The sequence below is a fragment of the Bilophila wadsworthia ATCC 49260 genome (genome assembly GCF_000701705.1).
GTDB classification, from domain to species: domain Bacteria; phylum Desulfobacterota; class Desulfovibrionia; order Desulfovibrionales; family Desulfovibrionaceae; genus Bilophila; species Bilophila wadsworthia.
The window spans coordinates 135497-153082 of sequence record NZ_JNJP01000003.1 but is presented as its reverse complement, the minus strand read 5'-3'; the positions used below and the strand labels follow the sequence as shown (position 1 = coordinate 153082).

19 protein-coding genes are annotated in these 17586 nt (G+C 58.5%); 10 read left to right on the top strand and 9 right to left on the bottom strand.

The window, feature by feature from the left end; all coding sequences use genetic code 11:
• Nucleotides 1-4: 4 nt before the first annotated feature.
• The 9 genes from T370_RS0102760 to T370_RS26050 all read right to left on the bottom strand — a co-directional run bounded on the left by T370_RS0102760 (nucleotide 5) and on the right by T370_RS26050 (nucleotide 8791).
• The gene (locus tag T370_RS0102760) at nucleotides 5-565 is read right to left on the bottom strand and encodes a hypothetical protein (RefSeq protein WP_034505604.1); all 561 of its coding nucleotides are present in this window, start codon (nucleotides 563-565) and stop codon (nucleotides 5-7) included.
• Nucleotides 562-1092 (bottom strand): phage virion morphogenesis protein, encoded by a 531-nt coding sequence (locus tag T370_RS0102755; protein ID WP_029434665.1) that lies wholly within the window; start codon nucleotides 1090-1092, stop codon nucleotides 562-564. Before T370_RS0102755 ends, T370_RS0102760 begins: the two co-directional genes overlap by 4 nt.
• A gap of 1 nt (nucleotide 1093) precedes the next feature.
• Complete coding sequence (locus T370_RS0102750) at nucleotides 1094-1519, bottom strand: phage protein Gp36 family protein (protein ID WP_029434664.1); 426 nt, start codon at nucleotides 1517-1519, stop codon at nucleotides 1094-1096.
• Nucleotides 1520-1629: 110 nt separating this feature from the next.
• Nucleotides 1630-2625 carry a major capsid protein gene (locus tag T370_RS0102745; RefSeq protein WP_029434663.1) on the bottom strand — a complete coding sequence of 332 codons (996 nt, stop codon included), beginning with the start codon at nucleotides 2623-2625 and terminating at the stop codon, nucleotides 1630-1632.
• Nucleotides 2626-2634: 9 nt separating this feature from the next.
• Nucleotides 2635-3033: a hypothetical protein gene (locus T370_RS0102740; RefSeq protein WP_029434662.1), complete on the bottom strand. Its 399-nt coding sequence runs from the start codon at nucleotides 3031-3033 to the stop codon at nucleotides 2635-2637.
• A 9-nt stretch (nucleotides 3034-3042) separates the two neighbouring features.
• Nucleotides 3043-3909 (bottom strand): phage protease, encoded by an 867-nt coding sequence (locus T370_RS0102735; RefSeq protein ID WP_029434661.1) that lies wholly within the window; start codon nucleotides 3907-3909, stop codon nucleotides 3043-3045.
• A 125-nt stretch (nucleotides 3910-4034) separates the two neighbouring features.
• Entirely contained in the window at nucleotides 4035-5393 is a 1359-nt protein-coding gene (locus tag T370_RS0102730; RefSeq protein WP_029434660.1) for a phage minor head protein, read from the bottom strand.
• Entirely contained in the window at nucleotides 5380-7038 is a 1659-nt protein-coding gene (locus T370_RS0102725; protein ID WP_029434659.1) for a phage portal protein family protein, read from the bottom strand. Before T370_RS0102725 ends, T370_RS0102730 begins: the two co-directional genes overlap by 14 nt.
• A 124-nt stretch (nucleotides 7039-7162) precedes the next feature.
• A complete protein-coding gene (locus tag T370_RS26050; RefSeq protein WP_211250454.1) occupies nucleotides 7163-8791 on the bottom strand; it encodes a site-specific DNA-methyltransferase in 1629 nt (542 codons plus the stop codon).
• Between the two features lie 730 nt (nucleotides 8792-9521).
• Here T370_RS26050 and T370_RS0102715 point away from each other — a divergent pair.
• The 10 genes from T370_RS0102715 (at nucleotide 9522) to T370_RS26235 (ending at nucleotide 17542) form a co-directional block, all read left to right on the top strand.
• Complete coding sequence (locus T370_RS0102715; RefSeq protein WP_081847462.1) at nucleotides 9522-10691, top strand: helix-turn-helix domain-containing protein; 1170 nt, start codon at nucleotides 9522-9524, stop codon at nucleotides 10689-10691.
• Between the two features lie 9 nt (nucleotides 10692-10700).
• On the top strand, nucleotides 10701-11645 hold the full coding sequence (locus T370_RS0102710) for a DotH/IcmK family type IV secretion protein (protein WP_029434656.1): 945 nt from the start codon (nucleotides 10701-10703) through the stop codon (nucleotides 11643-11645).
• 9 nt (nucleotides 11646-11654) lie between these two features.
• Entirely contained in the window at nucleotides 11655-12767 is a 1113-nt protein-coding gene (locus T370_RS0102705) for a DotG/IcmE/VirB10 family type IV secretion system protein (protein ID WP_029434655.1), read from the top strand.
• A gap of 4 nt (nucleotides 12768-12771) precedes the next feature.
• On the top strand, nucleotides 12772-13278 hold the full coding sequence (locus T370_RS0102700; protein ID WP_029434654.1) for a hypothetical protein: 507 nt from the start codon (nucleotides 12772-12774) through the stop codon (nucleotides 13276-13278).
• A gap of 10 nt (nucleotides 13279-13288) precedes the next feature.
• Nucleotides 13289-13531, top strand: coding sequence for a hypothetical protein (locus T370_RS0102695; RefSeq protein WP_029434653.1), 243 nt, complete (start codon nucleotides 13289-13291; stop codon nucleotides 13529-13531).
• A 153-nt stretch (nucleotides 13532-13684) separates the two neighbouring features.
• Nucleotides 13685-14881, top strand: coding sequence for a tyrosine-type recombinase/integrase (locus T370_RS0102690; protein WP_029434652.1), 1197 nt, complete (start codon nucleotides 13685-13687; stop codon nucleotides 14879-14881).
• 39 nt (nucleotides 14882-14920) lie between these two features.
• The gene (locus T370_RS0102685) at nucleotides 14921-15145 is read left to right on the top strand and encodes a helix-turn-helix transcriptional regulator (protein ID WP_029434651.1); all 225 of its coding nucleotides are present in this window, start codon (nucleotides 14921-14923) and stop codon (nucleotides 15143-15145) included.
• A gap of 455 nt (nucleotides 15146-15600) precedes the next feature.
• Nucleotides 15601-15924: a plasmid mobilization protein gene (locus T370_RS0102680; protein ID WP_029434650.1), complete on the top strand. Its 324-nt coding sequence runs from the start codon at nucleotides 15601-15603 to the stop codon at nucleotides 15922-15924.
• Complete coding sequence (locus T370_RS0102675) at nucleotides 15921-17315, top strand: relaxase/mobilization nuclease domain-containing protein (protein ID WP_051643715.1); 1395 nt, start codon at nucleotides 15921-15923, stop codon at nucleotides 17313-17315. Before T370_RS0102680 ends, T370_RS0102675 begins: the two co-directional genes overlap by 4 nt.
• The gene (locus T370_RS26235; RefSeq protein ID WP_428829475.1) at nucleotides 17216-17542 is read left to right on the top strand and encodes a hypothetical protein; all 327 of its coding nucleotides are present in this window, start codon (nucleotides 17216-17218) and stop codon (nucleotides 17540-17542) included. Before T370_RS0102675 ends, T370_RS26235 begins: the two co-directional genes overlap by 100 nt.
• The last annotated feature ends 44 nt before the right edge of the window (nucleotides 17543-17586 follow it).

Sequence of the window (17586 nt, the reverse complement as noted above, 5' to 3'; positions counted from 1 at the left end):
ACGTTTACCCTTTCCCGATTTCCGGGAGGCTGATGTTCACCTTCGTAATCAGGCCTTCGCGCCGATCCGACGTAATGCGACCGCCCAGTGTAATGACAAACACCGAGCCGATTCTTGTAAAGATGCGCAGAGCCTTGTCGCCAACCTGCGGAGCCGCTCTTCGAGCGTAGGCGGCGCGCTGGACCCGTATCCGCACGTAGTTGCCTGCCGCATCGTTGCCGCCGCGCGGAAAGGCCGTGACGAACGCCTGCGAGAAGGCGGCAAGCCACGCATCGGCGGCGGCATCGTCCTTTTTGGTGTCCGGGGCCAGTACGTTGACCTGAATATCAAGGTCGACTTCATAAAGTTCCCACTTGGTTGTCTGGACGGGATTGTCCTTTCCGCCCCTGATGATGCCGAGCCTTCGGCCCGTGCGCCGGTAGCGTGCCGGGAGCACCTGATATTCGATGCGCGGGCGCGGGAGAGTAATGTTGTCCGACAGCGGCGCGGGGATGACCCGCTCCGCCGGAAGCCCGGCAGCCGCTGCCGCCTGCCGGATGGCTTCAAGCCCGAATGCCTGAATCATTTTCTGCCTCCGGTCAGCGCGTCGGCGAGGAAGTCGCCGACCATCTCCCTGATGTCTTCCGCATCCTGCTCGCTGACACCAAGAAACGGGCGGGACGGTAAGTCCACGGACAAGCCACGCCCGGCTCGGCCTCCCATTTGGTGGATGCGGGCATACTCGACGTTGCTGCCGACCATCACTTCGTCGCCGGTCGCCAGCTTATCGATGGAGTCTCGCAGGTTCCCCATGTTCGTCAGCGTCTTGCCGCCCTTGCGGCCCTTGATCTTTCTGCCGCTGCCCTTCAGCAGCCGCCCGTCCTTGCCCCTGCGCACCGGAGCGCGGCTGTCTTCGGAAGGCGTGGCCCGGATCGATGGCTTCCACGCCTTGCCGTCCGGCCCTTCCTCATCCTCAAACCGTTGGAGCGTGCTCGAGACCATCATCTCGCCGATACCATCCATGAGCATCTGACGCTCGGCAAGCCGTTTCGCGGCACCGAGCAGGGCCTTGTCCAGTCCGCCCCAGTTCAGGCTGACGCCGGATTTCGCCATTTCAGAACCCCCGGAAGTCAAAGAAGGGTTTGGGGCTGGACACGGCGAACGTCGGGTCTTCCCGGTCGGGATGCGCCTCATCGAGCGGCAGCTTCAGCTTGCCGTCCCGGATGTCCTTGAGCATCTCCGTGCAGTATTTCCACTGCTTCTGCAGGGGAATCCACTCGTTGTCGTCAATGGCTTCCGAGCCGACGAGCGAGGTGATCGCTTCCACCGTCCGGTAGGCGCTGATGACCGAGGCGATGTATCTGATGATATCCGGCACCGACGGCCACGGCTGCGGATAGCGGTAGGAAAGCACGGTCGCGATCTCGCCGCTCACTGCCTCAATGGTGCGCTCGACAAGGCCGGGGTTCTGTTCCTCGCAGGCCGCCACATAGTTGGCAAGCAGGAGATCGGTTATCTGGTCGCGGGTGCAAAACAGCATGGCATCCCCTTTGCGGGCGTTTAAGAATAGTCTAAGACTAGTCTTAATATTCAGCCCGGCTCGTTGTCCGCCCCGGCCCTTTCAAGGGCCGGAAACGGCGTTTTTTCGGATCAGGCCACTGCGGTGCAGAGACACACCGATTTCGGCGAGCGCCCGGGCACGGGCTTCGACTGCGCGATGAGCGTGTAGCCGGAGTCGTCCTGCGACTGGATGGGGATGATGTGCAGGGGCAGCGCCGCGTTGTTCGCGCTGATGCTGTCGAGCGCGCAGTACCAGATCGTTCCCGGCACGTCGGTGGCCACGGCCATGAGCGTTTTGGCGTTGAGCTTCGGCACCCACTCGCCGGACACCGGATCGGGGTAGGTTTCGGACAGCGACGTGATGACGTAGCCGCCGATGGTGATTTTTCCGGCACCCAGCTCGATACGGATGGTCTGCATGTTGGCGGTGGAGAGGTAGCCCTGCGCCATGTCCATGATCGTCTTGAAGACGGCCCGACCGCACCAGAAGCCGACATTGCTGCCGACGCCCGCCATCCGCACCTTTTCCTCCATATCCACGAGGATGTCGTAGAGGTCGGAAATCTTGCTGGATGCCGAGAGCTTGGTGGTCAGCGTGTGCGACAGCGGAGAGCCGTAGTCGAAGCTGAAGGCTTCGGAACGCCCGCCTTCGAGCTGCACGGGCCACGCGACCTTGCCGGTGGTGAGCACGGTGGCGCTCATGCCTTCGGTCGTCAGCCGGATCGTCCGGCGGATCTGGTCGAGCTTCGCGGCGCGCCACGCTTCCACGGCCTGCGAGTTGTTCATGATCACCCGCAGATCGTTGAGCTCCGAAGCCGTCACAGAGAGCTTCACCTTGATCGGCAACGGGGCGAAATACTGCGTCTCGAATTCTTCGCCGCCGAGCGCAACGGGCATGCCGTTGCGTCGTACCATGGGCACGGTTTCGACAACGCGGCTCAACTCGCTGATGCCGAGCACTGGCAGAGGGTGCGCCGGACGGTTGGTGAAAAAGGTATCCATGACCGTGGACTTCAAGGGCGGCAGCGGCTTCAGCGACTGCACCACGGCGGACGGATTGAAGATATTTTTCAAATTAGCAAGCATATCGATTCCTTACGCGGCAAAGATGCCGTTGTGCATGAGTTTGGTGAGCGCGAGGATGCCGGGAGCCGTGCTGCCGGTCGCGCCGACTTTCAGGACCCGCGTCTTCACGCAGCCGTGCACGATGCAGATCGCGCTGGTCTCGGACTCGGGGTCAAACCGGTCGTCGACCACGGCGCAGGGGCTGACCGTGTCCGTCTCCGCCCACGGAACGTAGGCGTGCTCGATAACAACGGCGCTCTGATCGCCCGTGCCCTTCACCTCGACCTCTTTCAGCAACACGCCGGGTTCGAGCACGGCGGTCACCACGGTCGTATCAATGGGCAGATACTTGCGGATAAGCGGATGCTCGTCCGTCCCGGCGCGTTCGCCGGAAATCTTGTATCCGCCGAGTTTTCCTTCAGCAGCCATGTCGTCCTCCTAGAGCTTGGCGGTGTAGTCGGCGGTCTCGTAGGCGGGAACCGCCGGGCCGGAAACATGCGCTGGCGTGACGCCTGCGGAAAAATCCATCACGACGGACAGCGGTTCGCGGGCTTCAAGCTCGCGAAAATAGCGCTCCTCGGCGGAGAGCTTTTCGACCGTGCCATCGGGGGCCGCAAAGTCGAACGTGACCTCCACCCCGGCGAGCGACGCCGCGAAGTTCAGATGATAGGCGCGGTCGGCGGGCTTCACCCTGCCGGACTTGACCAGCGCATCTATGCGGGCTTCGCGGGCCTTGACCTCAATGCCGTTTTTGTACGCGGCAAAGTCGCTGGCCGTTTTGGCTGCAGCGCTTTTTTCCGCTTCCAGCTTGCCTTTCAGATCGTCCCGCTCGGTCGTGAGCGCCTTTACCTGAGCCTGAAGCTCTTCTACGGTCATAGTGCCGTCTCCTTGTGCAAAGTTAATGGTGACCGCATCATTGCCCCCGGACAGGGAGACCGGCCCGAGCCCGTCGATGGCGGGGACGGCGGCTCCGAGCAGCCCGACATGCCGGAGTGTCTTGCGGTCGGGCATGAGGGACATGGACACGTATTTATAACGCCCATCCTGCACCAGCTGGCGCACCGCGTCCGGAATCTGCGCAATCTGTGCAAACAAATTTTTCCCCTCCCGATGGACGGACTTGACCCAGCCGAAGGCCGGATCGCTCACTGCCGGGTGGCCGAAGACGAGCGGCGCTTCGCGGTTCTTCGGATTGTAGCTGGTGGCGATGGCGTCAAGGTCGGCTTCGGAAAAACTCTGCGGACGGCCCTGCGAATCAGTGAAATGCCCCGTGCGGGCGATGGCGAGACGAAATGTCTTATCCATGTTGACTCCTTAAAGGTTGATGGGTAATCTGTTTTGACAAAGGCGGCGTATCCTGAGCCCAGAACAGGCTGGGGTCGCAACAAGGATGTCGTCTGCGCCGGGGCCTGTCTCCACCGGCGCTTTTCTCATCTTGAGAGCACGCCTCCTCCCCCCTCTCGAAAAAGCAAAATCCCATTGCGTTGCTGTTCAAGGTAGGTTGCAGCCTTTTCGAGGGTAGCCTTCGCTTTGAACACGGTAGCTCCGGACCAGTAGCGCCCACCTATCCAATTGAAGGCCGAGTAACCGCCAAAGGTTTCATCGCCTTCTGTCCTGAAAAGGCGTATAAAACGGAGGGTGACATACGGCTTTCCTGACAACTTCATCGGAACCTGCCAGACTTCATACGGATTCTTGATAGTCCGGGCCAACAAACGCATTACGGGGCCACGCCCTTCCTTATTCGCCTTAAGTCCTATCAAATTCTGGTTCTTATCCTTCTTAAACAGAAGGCTCTTACTGATAAGTAGCGGCGTCCGCAGCCACGGCAGCCGGAACAGCGTGCTGTCGTCCAGCGACTTCAGGCCGAATTCCTTGAGGAACGCCAGAGCATAGGCTTCCTCGGTCATGCCTTCAGGCAGGATGTCGGCCTTTTTTACCGGCAGGATGTGCTTGGGTGCGAGCGTGATGAGCGGCGGCAGGCATTCCTGCCCGTGCCCGACGATGCGCCGGACCTGCGCGTCCGCGAAATCCGCCGAATCCGTGCGCGGCAGCAGGCAGAGCGCCGTCCGGACTAAATCTTCTCCGGCGTCAAACGGCACTTCCTGCGGCGACAGCCCCGCCAGCCAATCCTTGCCCGGATTGTTCCGAAAGCCGTCATCCGCACCGGGCCGGGCGACGTGGTGCTCCATGCTCGTCTTCGGGTCGGTCCACACGCTGTCGCCGGGAATCTCGGTTTCGACGTTGAGGCCCCGCCGCCTGACCTGCCCCTTGGAGAGCGCCTGCACGGCGCAGCGGCACTTGAAGCCGTTGGGCGGGTAATTCTCGGCCCAGAAGGGATGATCCGCCGGGAAAACCTTGCCGGACAGCATGGCGTGGGAAGGCCGCACGCGGGAATCACCCACGGTCACATACCGCCAGTAGGGCAGGAGCTCCTTGACCGCCCGCTGCTTGGCGTAGCGTCCGGCGGAATAGGCGGACTGCATGCTGGTGCGAAAGACGGTCTCGACGCGGTGGCCCTTCCAGCCCTCGCGCTCAATGACCTCGGCAATGCGCTTCTTGAAGTCCGCCAGCGTCTCGCCGTTTTCGAGGGCCTCGGCAATGCCGCCGTGGACAAGGTTCACCATGTCCATCTCTGCAAGCCCGGTGACGTAAAAGGCCCGGCTGCGCGCCCCTTCGCCGAGCGCCTTGGCCTGTGTCGCCGTGAGCTTGGCGCGGGACTGCCAGAAGGCGATGGCGGCGTCAGGCTGAACGGGCTTGGCGAGGATTTCCGGCTCAGGAAGCGGCATCGGCGTCCTCCTTTCCGGCTGCGGCCCCGAATCCGGCAGCCATGACCATGCTGCGCTCCATCAGCTTCGCCAGATCGTCGTCCTCAACCTTGCCCGCCAGCAAATCGGCAAGGGCAAGCTGGAGTTCGTCAAAGCTCTTCGCCGATTCCACGGCATTCTCAACTTGGCTGCAAAACTCGGCGCTGGCCTTCAGTACTTCGGGGAGCAGCGCGTCAATGGCCTTGTCGAGGCGAGCCTGCGCGTCTTCGGCACTGGTGAAATCGTCGGGCGCGGCAAAGTCCGGGCCTTTCTTCTTGGCGTCGTCTTTACCCTTCTCGTCCTCAGCATCCTCCGTGTCCTCGGCGGAGTCGTCCTTCTCCTTGTCCTTTTTCTCGTCCGGTTGCGGCTTGTCCGCGGCGAGCTCATCAACCGGCGTGCCTTCGCCCTCCAAATCGAACTCGTCCGGCTTCAGGCCGTAGTCGCCCTCCAGATGGGGCCGCAGCCACTTCACGCCCATGGACTTGAGCTTGAGATCGAGGTCGGCCTTTGAAAGCAGGTCTTCCGGCTCCTCGTAGCTGAACAGCGGCGCGAGTACGTCCGGCCCGACATTCACGCGCGCGTATACCCAACAGATTTCGTTGAAGACGTCGGCAACCATCACCTTGTCCGCTTCCGCGATGTCGTCGGCGACGCCCTTGTGCGCTTCCGTGGCCGCAAGGGAATTCTTGCCGTCCGTCTCGATGGTGAGGGTCTGTCCCATCAGGACTTTGGAGATGGCCCGATCCTGCCGGGCAAGAAAGTCCTCATGCAGCTGCGCCTGCGTGGTCCCTGCGGAAAGGAACTTCACGTCGGACCCGGCGGGCATCACGGCCACACAGTCCTGCACCATGCGCGCCAAATCGGCTACTATCTCGCGCTTTTCCATGTCCTTGGCTTGAGGCGGCGCATTGCCGACGATCCACGGCATCCCGTGCCGTTCGACAAATTTCGCGTAAAACTGGAGCCCGCCGCGCTTGAAGGCGACCGGCCAGAGGCAGCGGGACAACAAGCGCAGGCCGTAGGGGTTATCATAGGTCGGCTGGTGGACGGCGATGACGAACTTCGACTCGGGCAGCGGCACGGGATCGGCGCAGGATTGGCCATACGCGCCACGGAACAGCGGGCGGTTCCGCTGGTCGAAGGCGAACCAGTGGTACGGGCGGGCCACGATGTCCCGCAGGTGCCACCAGCCGCCGTCAAGCTCCCAGAGCAGCTCCAGCGGCGTCATGCCGTAAAACGGCGCATCAAGGATTGATGAGATGATCGTGCGCAGGTTGGTGCGCTCCAAGTCCGCCATGAACCGCTCATGAACGAGCCGGGCTTTCGCATCCGCGTCCTTCCCGTCCGGCGCGCCGGGGCGGAAACAGTAGTGCTGACAGTTCTGGACGCGGTACTTTCTGGCCAGCATCGCCGTGGTCACCTGATCGTCCGCCGCCAGCTCCATGAGCACTTCGGCATCCTCCGCCCGCTTCCGGAGCACGGGGTCGGGATCGGGGAGCTGCGTGAGCCACCCGCCCACGTCGCCGAGATACAGCCCCGCGTTCTGGCGCGTGGCCAGCTCCGTGGTCAGCGACTCGATGGAAAAAGTCCGGAACGTGCCGTCAGCGAGATAAAGTCCGTCTGCCATAAAAAAACCTCCGATCCCCGCCATGATGGACGGAAATCGGAGGCCACGCCGGAATCCTCGCACGCTGTGCAAACAAAAAAAACGGCGTCCGGAGACACCGTTTTTTCACTCAAGATGAGAATGGTCAGATCAGGCTGGCCTGCTTCGGCCCCGGCTTGACCTCGCGTTTAGCTTGTTTGTTCATGGCTCTGCCCTCCCCGTAGTCCAAGTAGTCGGGTTTGGCTCCGGCCAGCAGTTCCCGGATGGTCAGAATCTGGATGCACTGGAACCGCTTGCCGTTGGGGTACTCGTAGTGCCCGGCGGCGAGGGCGTCCGTCCGCATCTTCCGGCTGGGTTCCTCCAGCGTGAGCAGGAAGGCCATTTGCGTATTGTCCTTACTGGTGTTGAGCAACCCTGCCAGTTCGCGGATATGGTTCGCCGGGATTTTTCCACTCTTCACAGACACGGCGATCTTGAAGGGCTTCTTCGCGTTCGGACCGTCATAGGCCCAGATGAAGCCGTCAAGCCCGCCGTCCGCCCCCTTCTTTTTATCCTGCGCGGGCAAGGCGTCAATGAGCGACAAGGCCCAATATTGGAACTGGTACCGCCCCTCAAGGCCGGAACTCTCTGCAAGATATCGGGCCGAGTCCACATCTTTAGGGGCGCCGGACACCTGAAAGGCGCAATCCGGGAATGCCTTGCGGATACGCTGCGTGATCAGGGAAATGGCAAGGTGCGTGACGTCGATGCCTATCCATTTGCGTCCGAGCTTTTGGGCCGCATGGATCGCCGTACCGCAACCGCAGAACGGATCGAGCACCACGTCCCCGGGGTTGCTGCTGGCCCTGATGATGCGCTCCAGAAGAGCCACGGGCTTTTGCGTGGGGTAGCCGAGATATTCCGACTGGGTTCCGTGCAGGTGTTCAATATCGTCCCAGAGATCAGTAATGGGCTGCCCCTGCATTTCATCCAGATACCGCTTGTAACGGGGAACACTTCCCGGCTCGGTCTGTGCGATCCGCCCCTCATCATATGCCGCCCGCATCCGCTTCTCTGTCCACCTCCAGACTCGCGTGACACCCAGGAATTCATAGGTAAGGTTGGGCCTGTTTCTATTGGGATTCGTCAGATCCGCTAGCTGGTACAAACGGCCATCAGCATCTTTATGGCGATAAAATTTATTTATATATTCCTGATTATACTCTGTGTATATCTTGTTGAATAGTGCCAAATCCGTTTTTGCATACCGCAAAATAACATCATGCGTCGTTGGAAAATTAATTTTTACATGACTTTTAGGCTGAGAGCGCTTCCATATAAGTTCGTTACGAAAGTTGACAGGGCCGAATATCCCGTCCAGCACAATCTTCAGATAGTGGCTCGCGGTCGGGTCACAGTGCAGGTACAGGCTCCCGGTGTCCTTCAGTACGCGGCGCAGCTCCACAAGGCGACTAGCCATCATCACAAGGTAGGCCATCATGTCGTTGTCGCCCAAAAATTGCCTCAACGCCGCCAGAATATCGGAAACGGAGCCGCCCTCCGGATTCCGCAACAACTCGACGAACTCCCGCTGCGCCTGCTCGCCCCAGTGCCACGTATCCTCAAAGGCCGTGATCTGGGCACTCGCCCCGCCATCCTTCGGCGGTGCGAAGAACGCGTTGTAGTCCCGGTTGGAATTAAAGGGAGGATCAAGGTAGATCAGATCGACGCAGGCGTCGGGAAAGGTACGGAGAACTTCCAGACAGTCACCGTAATGGAGGGTGCTGTCCATCATGCACCCTCCTGAAAAATATGGCTATTTAGAGAGAGAGAGAGAGAGAGAGAGAGAGAGAGAGAGAGAGAGTCCCTCACACATCTGACTAATACATCCAATGTGGATAATTTCTCTTTAATTTTCTATATTTATAGGAAGATACCGGAACCCGATCCCGACAGGTTTTACCGGCTTTCTTCCCTGGTTGATTATCCGTTTTTTTATCCGTTTTTTGCCAGACGCCTTCTATTTTCCCAAGAATATACCGTAGTTATTGAGAACAAAAATTTTTCCGAAAAATTTTCATTTTTTTCGGCTGCGTTCCTTTTTGTTCTCCGTACAGAACTCCCCTTGACCATGTTGCCTCCCGCATGGTCGGCGGGAGTTTTTTGCATATACGGCTCTGTCCTCTTTCCCCCGGCTCCAGACGACCTTCCACGCATACGCGCGCCTCCACTGAACGCGCCGTACCCTCCGGGCAGACGCCGGAAGCCTCTCCCGGCGCTGCCTCTGCGGTTATGCGTGATGCCCACGTTCGAGCGATCCGTCAACTCGCCTCAAGAGGACTTTCCATTGAGGAAATAACGCCAAGCCCAGGAAAACAAAAAAGCCGTCGAGCGGCAACTCAACGGCTTCTTGCAGAACTGTGTTCTTACCAATGCAATGTAAGAACAACAGTAACCGTAAGGTTCATCGTTGTCAATAACGAATCTGCTGTTTTTGTCTTTTTTCGGGCCGGGAGAAAGAAAAAATGGAGACGTTTGCCCCAAAGGGAAATATTTACGGCCCAATTCTGCCACAGTTTGTTCTGCAAATGTCCATTACGTTTGGAGCAAAAACCATGTACGCGATCTTGTGTGACTATGCCGCCGATAAAGACCATTGCTGGCCTTCACAGGCAACGCTTGCCAAAAGACTTTCATGCAGCATCAGCAGCGTCAAAAACTACCTTGCCGAGCTTGTCAGAGAAAAACTCATTTCCATCAAACGGGAGCAATACCGTTCTTCTGTTTACTATCTTCTGCGCCCTGAAGAACTGACCAAAAAGCAAGTGACAAATTTTGCGGACAAGCAGTCAGAAGCTGACTGCCATGAGGCAAAATCTGGCTACTTAAACAATCTTAGCAAACAAAGAAAAGAAAAATACTCCCCCCTTTCCCCCCATGCGCACGGAGAGACGGTCAACCCTGTTCGCCGCATGGTCAGAACGCCTGCGGCGGGGGGCGTGTCTTCTTCTCTTCCCGATTTTGAAAGCGTCTGGGCCATGTACCCCAAAAAGGAGGCCAAGGGCTTTGCCCGCATGGCCTGGCTCAAACTCGTGAGAAGCGGCCAGCTTCCGTCACTCCCTGAACTTCATGCCGCCATTCAACGCTTTGCCTCTTCGGAAAACTGGCAACGCGAACAGGGGCGCTTTGTGCCGCAAATGGGCAACTGGCTGCGCGGACAACGCTGGCTCGATCCGGTGCGGCCTTCCGGTCAGATAGGCGAGGGACACACTCAAGACCTGCGGAGGGCAATGCAGGCACGGGAGGAACGGGAACAACGCCAGCATGAGGCGTGGAGCGCGAACAAGGCACGGCTGCGGCCTGAGTTTGAGGCATTCGCGGCGAAATTTCCGCCCGTGGTCAATGATGCCATGCCGTTCGGCATCTGGCTGCACCTTCATTCCCAAAACCGTGCGCCATCTGCGGACGATGTTCCACCAGAAAATGCCCTGGGCATCATCGAATTTCTCCAGGATTACAAACGCCGCCGTCAGGCCGCCGACTACCGGATGCAACGGGAAACACCGCTGAATGACCGAAAGGATGCCGGAAATCCGTGTCGTTTAGTGGGAGAAATCCTGAAAGGCATGGGCGCGGCGTTCCGCACGGGAAACGCCTTCAAAGCGCCTGATTTTCCCATAACCGCTTGTACATAGAGGATTACCGTGAAGCTAAAAATATGCTGCCTTCTGGCCTTGACCGTCCTTGCCGGACGACCGGCGTTTGCGGACGACATGCCCGCCACGCCGCCCGAAAAACACAACACCGTTCTCGGACAGACGGAAAAGAAAACCGCCCAGAACCCGGCGGACAAAAAAGCGCGGGACGCGCAAGCCCTGTTTGAAGAGAGTCTGCGGCAGATGATGCCGCTGGATGAGAACCAGATACAGGAATACCGCTCGCGCTCGGACGAGCGTGACCGCGCCCTGCTGCCCGTGTCTCCGGCATTGAACACGCGCACGGTGCGCGTGACGCTGGAGCCGGGCCGTTCTCCCGTGCCTGTGTTTACCACGGCCAATATCGCCACGTCCCTGGTCTTCCACGATTCCACGGGCCAGCCCTGGCCCATCACCTCCGTAACCAACGGCGGGCCGTCCTTCTTTCAGGTGCTGCGCCCGGAACTGCCGGACGGAAACCTGCTCAACGTCATGCCCACTCAGGGCTACGCCACATCAACCATTGTGGTGACGCTGGAAGGCCGGGACATGCCGCTGGTCGTCCGGCTGGAATCGGATTCCGTGCGTGCGCCGGAGCGCAAGGCGGATGCGCTGGTGCTGTTTCAACTTGCCCATCACGGCCCGAAAGCCGCCCTCTCGATTATCAAGGACATCAAGGAAACGGCGGATTCCGCCATGCTGGCGTTCCTTGACCGCGTTCCGCCGAAAGATGCCCGGCGCGTCCGCGTGGAGCCGGGGGCTGATGACGTGCTTGTCTGGAGTCACAACGGCAAGCACTACGTCAGAACCGTCCACAGCCTGATGTGGCCCGCCTGGACAGCAGTGGTCAACGGCGCGGGCAATACCAGATGTTACGAAGTCCCGGTTACATCGAGGATCATGCTCTCCAGAAACGGACAGATTCAGACGCTTCTCCTGAAGCCTTCCAGATGAGGGAATGCCATGAGCGATATGACAAGCACGGAAAAAAAGCGGCGACTCATCCTGTTCAGCCTTCTGGGGGTTGCGCTCGCCGTCTCCATACTTCTCGCGTCCTTTTTCCTGTTCTCCCCGGAAAAACCGTCCGCCACAGCCAGCCTGACTTCGGCAAGGACGGACGCCATCAGCGGCAAGGCGGGAGGCGAAGGCTCGGAAGAATACAATCAGAAGCTGAAGGAGCACGACACGCGACAGGCCAATGAAGCTCTCAAAACGGGTGAAAGTTTTGTGCCCACGCCTGTGGGGCAACGGAAACCCGTGGTGAGAAAAAAGGAAGACACGCCCCCGGCCCCGCCGCCGGTCGCGCCGGTGCGTACCGCGCCCGTCCAGATGCCGCGCACGGACAATACCATGCTCAAGCGCATGATGGATGATTTGGCGGCCTTGGATACGAAACTGTCCGCCGTTGCCGTGGGTGAAGGTCGGATAGTCTATCTGCGCGACTTTTCAAAGGAAGCAGCACATGCTGCCGCGCCTGTTGCGGCAACGTCAGAGACAACGCAGTCAGGGAACACGCTTCCCGCCGTGACGCTCAAGCCGGGCGATCTGCTCTATGCCATTGTGGATGTGGGCGTAAACTCGGATGTGCCGTCCGCCGTGCTGGCGACAGTCACATCCGGCGCATACCGCAACGCGCGGCTGATGGGCGGCTTCCAGCGTCATGACGAACGCCTTGTGCTGGCCTTCAACCGGGCCGTGCTGCCTTCCGGCGAGACCGTCCAGCTTGAAGCCTATGCCGTTGATCCGTCCACTTCGGAAGCCTCGGTCGCCAGCTCCGTGGATACCCACTTTTTCAGCCGCTGGGGCGGGCTTGTCGCGTCCGCCTTCCTTGAAGGATTGGGAAGCGCCAAACGCTACAGCGGCGCGCAAAGCACCATCTACGGCTACGGCAATGACACCACGGATCAAATGGTCTGGAACGAATACAGCGTGGAAGACCAGGCATGGATAGCCGCCGGGAAAGTAGGCGAAAAGGCCGGGAAAATCTTTGAAAAGGGCTTTGACCGTCCGCCGACCGTCCGACTGGAAAGCGGCACTCCCGTGGGCGTTCTCATCCTGAACGTCAAGGGCAGGTGATGACATGGACAATTACGTCGCCAACGTCATCCCGCACTTGCAGCAATGGTGGCCCGTGCTTGTCCGGCTGGCCTATCTGGTGGGCGTCGCCTTCGCCGTGGTTTCGCTTGGACAGGCCATCAGCCACAAGCATCGCTTCAACCGCTCCACAGCGGTCTGGACATTCGTCTGCGCGGTTTTGCTGCTCAATCTGCCCGCGCTCATGGATTCCCTGTCCATGACGGTATTCAACCAAAGCTCGGAGCAGTCGTTGAGCTACAGCCCGCCGTCTTCGCCCGGTTCCGTCTACATCCAGTTCGCGGTGTACGCCATCGCCACGGTGGGCCTCATCGGCATTGCGCGGGGGCTGTGCCTCATGCGCGACACGCCCAATCAGCCCATGAACCTCAGCCGGGGCCTCGTCCATCTGTTCGGCGGAATCATCGCCGTCAACCTCGTCACCTTCCTGCGCGGCATCGGAGCCACCATAGGAGGGGATGTGCAAACATATATAGCCAGAATTATTGGCTGAAGGAAACACCATGAACACCATCAAGAATACGTTTTCCGTTTCTCCCGTCCGCTTCACCGTCGCCTGCATGGGCATGGCCGCCGTCTGGCTGTTCGCACCCGAAATAGTCCATGCCGCTGTCACCTTCGGAGAAATCGGCCAGAACATTGCCGACAACTCCAAGGGTGTCGCCAGGGGCATCACAATGGCGGGCTATGCCGCCGGAGCGGGCATGGGCGTGTGGGGTTGTGTGGACATGTACAAAGCCTCATAGTGTCAAATATCATCCAAATTTGTACAAAATATATTGCTATTATTGAATAAAATTTTATTTTAGCATCCAATGAAATTTGAAAACGTACATAGACATACCCCCAATTTTGGGGTACGCATCGGGGTAAGAAAAACCACAAAGGAGGATTACCCCATGCCCCTGACCGACACCGCTATCCGCGCCGCGAAACCCGCTGAAAAGGCACAAAAACTCTTTGACGGCAAAGGGCTGTACCTGCTCATAACGCCGAGCGGCACAAAGAGCTGGCGGCTGAAATACCACTTTCTGGGAAAGGAAAAGCTGATTTCCCTCGGCTCGTATCCCTCAACCTCCCTGAAAGAGGCAAGGGAAAAGGCAGCCGACGCCAGAAAGACGCTTGAAAATGGCATTGACCCGTCCGCTCAGCGAAAGCAGGACAAACAGCTTGCGCAGAATACTTTTGAGCTGGTGGCGATGGAGTGGATCGAACGCCAGAAAACCAAATGGTCGCCAAACTATGCAGACACAACCTATCGAAGGCTGAAGCGGAATATTTTCCCGTTTATCGGTTCCAGACCCGTCAACGCCATAACCGCGCCCGAACTTTTGACGCTTCTGCGAAAAGTTGAGGCTCGCGGCATCATAGGTACTGCCCATGCTCTCAAGAATCACTGTTCCTGCATCATGCGCTACGCCATTGCCACAGGCCGCGCGGAACGTGATCCGGCAGCGGACTTGCGGGGTGCTCTCATGCCCCATGTAAAAAAACACCGTCCGGCCCTGACGACGCCTGAGAAGGTCGGTCGTCTGATGCACGCCATCTACAACTATCAGGGTTCACTGGTCGTCAAAAGCGCCTTGCAGCTCATGGCGCTTACCTTTTGCCGGACAACCGAAATTCGTTGCGCGGAATGGCAGGAGTTCGATTTTGAGGACAAGCTTTGGCGCATCCCGGCGGAACGCATGAAAATGCGGCGCGACCACCTTGTTCCTCTCAGCAGACAGACATTGACCGTTCTGGAAAAACTGCGGGCGTATTCCGGCGGCAACCAGTACGTCTTCCCCAGCTACCGTTCCGAAGCAATTCCATTCGGAAAAACAGCCCTCAGCAGGGCCATACGCCGCATGGGATTTGAAGAGGATGAAATGTGTCCGCACGGTTTCCGCGCTATGGCCTCCACCCTGCTGAATGAACTCGGCTACAACCGGGACTGGATTGAACGCCAGCTTGCCCATGCCCCTACGGAGCAGATACGCGGGATTTACAACCGGGCTGAATACCTGCCGGAACGCCGTCGTATGCTCCAGGAATGGGCCGACTATCTGGACGGCCTGAGAGCAAAAGCGCGGCAGGAGGCCGAACTTGAATAGGTCAACGATATTTCCTTTCACAACAACAGGAGACACCATATGAAAAAATTGGCGGAAGAATCTTTCCTGCGTCTACCGCAGGTTCTTGAACTTATCCCTGTATGCAAAAGCGCATGGTGGCAGGGCTGCAAGGACGGACGTTTCCCCAAGCCGATAAAGCTGGGGCCGCGCACCAGCGCATGGCGGGCCTCCGACATCGCCGCCCTCGTGCGGCAACTTTCCCAGCAGGATACTCAGGGAGAAAACAACGGGGCTCGGGACTGATATGAACAGTCCATCCGACCCATCCCCAAAATGCGGCGCGGCCAAGGCATGAACCTTGACCGCGCCGCTTCCTTTCTACCACTTCATAACGCGCCCCCGTCCCGCTTTCATCGTTTTCCCCACCGGTATCGGGCGGGGCTGTGTCTTGTCTTTCCTCCAGTATGGCAAAAAAATTGATCTGGTATGAGCGGATCAATCCATACACCCTTTTCAATTTTTCTCTGGCAATCCATACAATTTTCCCGCTATGCTTACGTCAAAATCAGAAAAGCAGCACAGCCAATACTTCCGCCAAGGCAATGAGCGTCTGTTTCCAAAGACGAGGCGGGTTCTTCGTAGCAGGATGGGGGTTGTGCTACACACAACCCCACCCTGCCAAAGGACTGACGCCCTCTGGACTCCCCAGAGCGTTCGGCGCTTCGCTTCTCACGCTCTCAAAAAGGCAGGAAAGGCAGATGGAAAAACGGAAGGCGACAACCAGATTTCAGAGACGGCGGACGCTCAGGCTTTCCGCCGAGGAAGACGAAAGATTGAACCGGCAGGCCGCGACAGCCGGAATCTCCGTTTCCGAATACATACGGCGGCTGTTCTTCGGCGGCAGGCCCATCATCGCCAGAACGGACGACCAAAGTATCCGGGAACTGCGGCGGCTTGGGGGCCTGCTCAAACATCATTTCGATGTGGTGAAACGGACGGGAAGTGTGGACACTCTCGCGGAGCTGGACACCGCTCTGCGGCAAATCCGGCGAGCCATCGAAGTCCTGAGCGAGAAACGATGATTGTCAAAAAGCTCAAGCGTACCAGTTTCAAAAAGTCCAAGGCCGCCATGATAGGCGGTCTGGTGGACTACATCCTTGCTTCTCACGATGAAGTGGGAAAAGAGAAACTCGCTTTGGCCGGGAGCAGAAATTTCCTGACCACGACTGTTGCCGCCCAGAAAAAGGAGATGATTTCTGTTGCCGAGGAATCCATTCAAAGCCGGATGCCGGTCACACACTGGACTCTGTCATGGCAGGAAAACGAGCAGCCCACTCGTGAACAGGTGGACGAGGCGGTCAGTCTTTTTCTCCGGGGAATGGGGCTTGCTGAACACCAGACTTTCTACGCCCTGCACAAAAACACGGGCAACTATCATATGCACATTGTCGTAAATCGGACGCATCCCTACACGCAGAAAGTCATCCAGCCGCACAGGGGGTTCGACATCGACGCAGCGCACAAGATTATTGCCGAAATCGAACACAGGCAAGGGTGGGCGCCGCAGCTCAATGCCCGCTATCGCGTCAACGAACAGGGGTATGTGGTTAAAAATCTCCAGCGGCGGACGCAGATAAAACCCAGGCCCAGGGCGGAAGATTTTGAAAGCGCCACCGGCGAAAAGTCCGCACAGCGCATAGCCCAGGAACGCGGCCATGCCGTCATTCAGAACGCCTCATGCTGGGAAGAGCTTCACGCCGGCCTGGACGCCGTCGGCCTGCGTTTCGTCCGCAAAGGCTCCGGCGCGGTGATTTTCGTTGGGGACAGGGCGATCAAGGCGTCCAGTATGGACAGAAATTTCGGCTTGTCCAAACTATGCAAAAGGCTCGGAGAGTTCAAGCCCGGCTACTACTCCGAACGGACATTCAACAAGCCCGCTCCGGAGCCGGCCAGTCACGTTTGCCGTGCGGAATGGCTGGAGTATCAGAAGGAGCGACAGAGATTGGCCGAAGAGAAACATCACGCCAGAAAGAAACGGGAGGAAGAACGGAAAGAGCTGGAACGGCGGCAGCGGGAGCGCCGGGAAACGGCCACAGCCCGTCTTGCTCCGCACGGGCTTTCCATATTGAACATTGCCCGGCATTTCCTGAAAGAGCAGGAACAGGAAGAAAAAACAGCGCTGTGGGACAGGCAGCCTCAGCCGGAACAAACGGAACGGCTCAGGCGGTTCAAGCACTGGCTCGGCAAGCGTAGCCCGTACCTTTTGGCAATCTCTGGCGTTTCCGCAGACGGATTGCGCCCGGCGTGGAAGTCAGGAAACGCGGGTTTTCCAAAGTCGGCACACTGGCCTCGCCGTATGCCGCTTATCGGAACATGGTCAAACAACGGTTCCCTGAAAAGATGGATGAATCACGGCTGGATGCGGCCATTGCCCTGTACATGCGCTGTGCGGGGTACACGCGGCAGGATGTAGCTGGAGAATTGTACAGACACAGCCCCGCCCGCCCCAAAGGACAGAACGGTGACGAACGGATAGAGTACGGCCGCAGGGCGGTTTGGTACGCCTTCAGCACGGCGGGAGATATTGATATTGCCAATGTCAACCCCACGCCGGAACAGATTCAGAAATTCAATCAGGAAGCGGAACACAATGAAAGAAAAAAAGCGTTACGACGAAGCTCAGGACTACACATGAGATAACATGAAATTTTTCGCTTAACAATAGATAATATTTTCAATAAGTA

Bases quoted from the DNA above. Each gene is read 5' to 3' on its own strand.
- T370_RS0102760 (WP_034505604.1), bottom strand. From the start codon at position 565: ATGATTCAGGCATTCGGGCTTGAAGCCATCCGGCAGGCGGCAGCGGCT.
- T370_RS0102755 (WP_029434665.1), bottom strand. From the start codon at position 1,092: ATGGCGAAATCCGGCGTCAGCCTGAACTGGGGCGGACTGGACAAGGCC.
- T370_RS0102750 (WP_029434664.1), bottom strand. From the start codon at position 1,519: ATGCTGTTTTGCACCCGCGACCAGATAACCGATCTCCTGCTTGCCAAC.
- T370_RS0102745 (WP_029434663.1), bottom strand. From the start codon at position 2,625: ATGCTTGCTAATTTGAAAAATATCTTCAATCCGTCCGCCGTGGTGCAG.
- T370_RS0102740 (WP_029434662.1), bottom strand. From the start codon at position 3,033: ATGGCTGCTGAAGGAAAACTCGGCGGATACAAGATTTCCGGCGAACGC.
- T370_RS0102735 (WP_029434661.1), bottom strand. From the start codon at position 3,909: ATGGATAAGACATTTCGTCTCGCCATCGCCCGCACGGGGCATTTCACT.
- T370_RS0102730 (WP_029434660.1), bottom strand. From the start codon at position 5,393: ATGCCGCTTCCTGAGCCGGAAATCCTCGCCAAGCCCGTTCAGCCTGAC.
- T370_RS0102725 (WP_029434659.1), bottom strand. From the start codon at position 7,038: ATGGCAGACGGACTTTATCTCGCTGACGGCACGTTCCGGACTTTTTCC.
- T370_RS26050 (WP_211250454.1), bottom strand. From the start codon at position 8,791: ATGATGGACAGCACCCTCCATTACGGTGACTGTCTGGAAGTTCTCCGT.
- T370_RS0102715 (WP_081847462.1), top strand. From the start codon at position 9,522: ATGGAGACGTTTGCCCCAAAGGGAAATATTTACGGCCCAATTCTGCCA.
- T370_RS0102705 (WP_029434655.1), top strand. From the start codon at position 11,655: ATGAGCGATATGACAAGCACGGAAAAAAAGCGGCGACTCATCCTGTTC.
- T370_RS0102700 (WP_029434654.1), top strand. From the start codon at position 12,772: ATGGACAATTACGTCGCCAACGTCATCCCGCACTTGCAGCAATGGTGG.
- T370_RS0102695 (WP_029434653.1), top strand. From the start codon at position 13,289: ATGAACACCATCAAGAATACGTTTTCCGTTTCTCCCGTCCGCTTCACC.
- T370_RS0102690 (WP_029434652.1), top strand. From the start codon at position 13,685: ATGCCCCTGACCGACACCGCTATCCGCGCCGCGAAACCCGCTGAAAAG.
- T370_RS0102685 (WP_029434651.1), top strand. From the start codon at position 14,921: ATGAAAAAATTGGCGGAAGAATCTTTCCTGCGTCTACCGCAGGTTCTT.
- T370_RS0102680 (WP_029434650.1), top strand. From the start codon at position 15,601: ATGGAAAAACGGAAGGCGACAACCAGATTTCAGAGACGGCGGACGCTC.
- T370_RS0102675 (WP_051643715.1), top strand. From the start codon at position 15,921: ATGATTGTCAAAAAGCTCAAGCGTACCAGTTTCAAAAAGTCCAAGGCC.
- T370_RS26235 (WP_428829475.1), top strand. From the start codon at position 17,216: ATGGTCAAACAACGGTTCCCTGAAAAGATGGATGAATCACGGCTGGAT.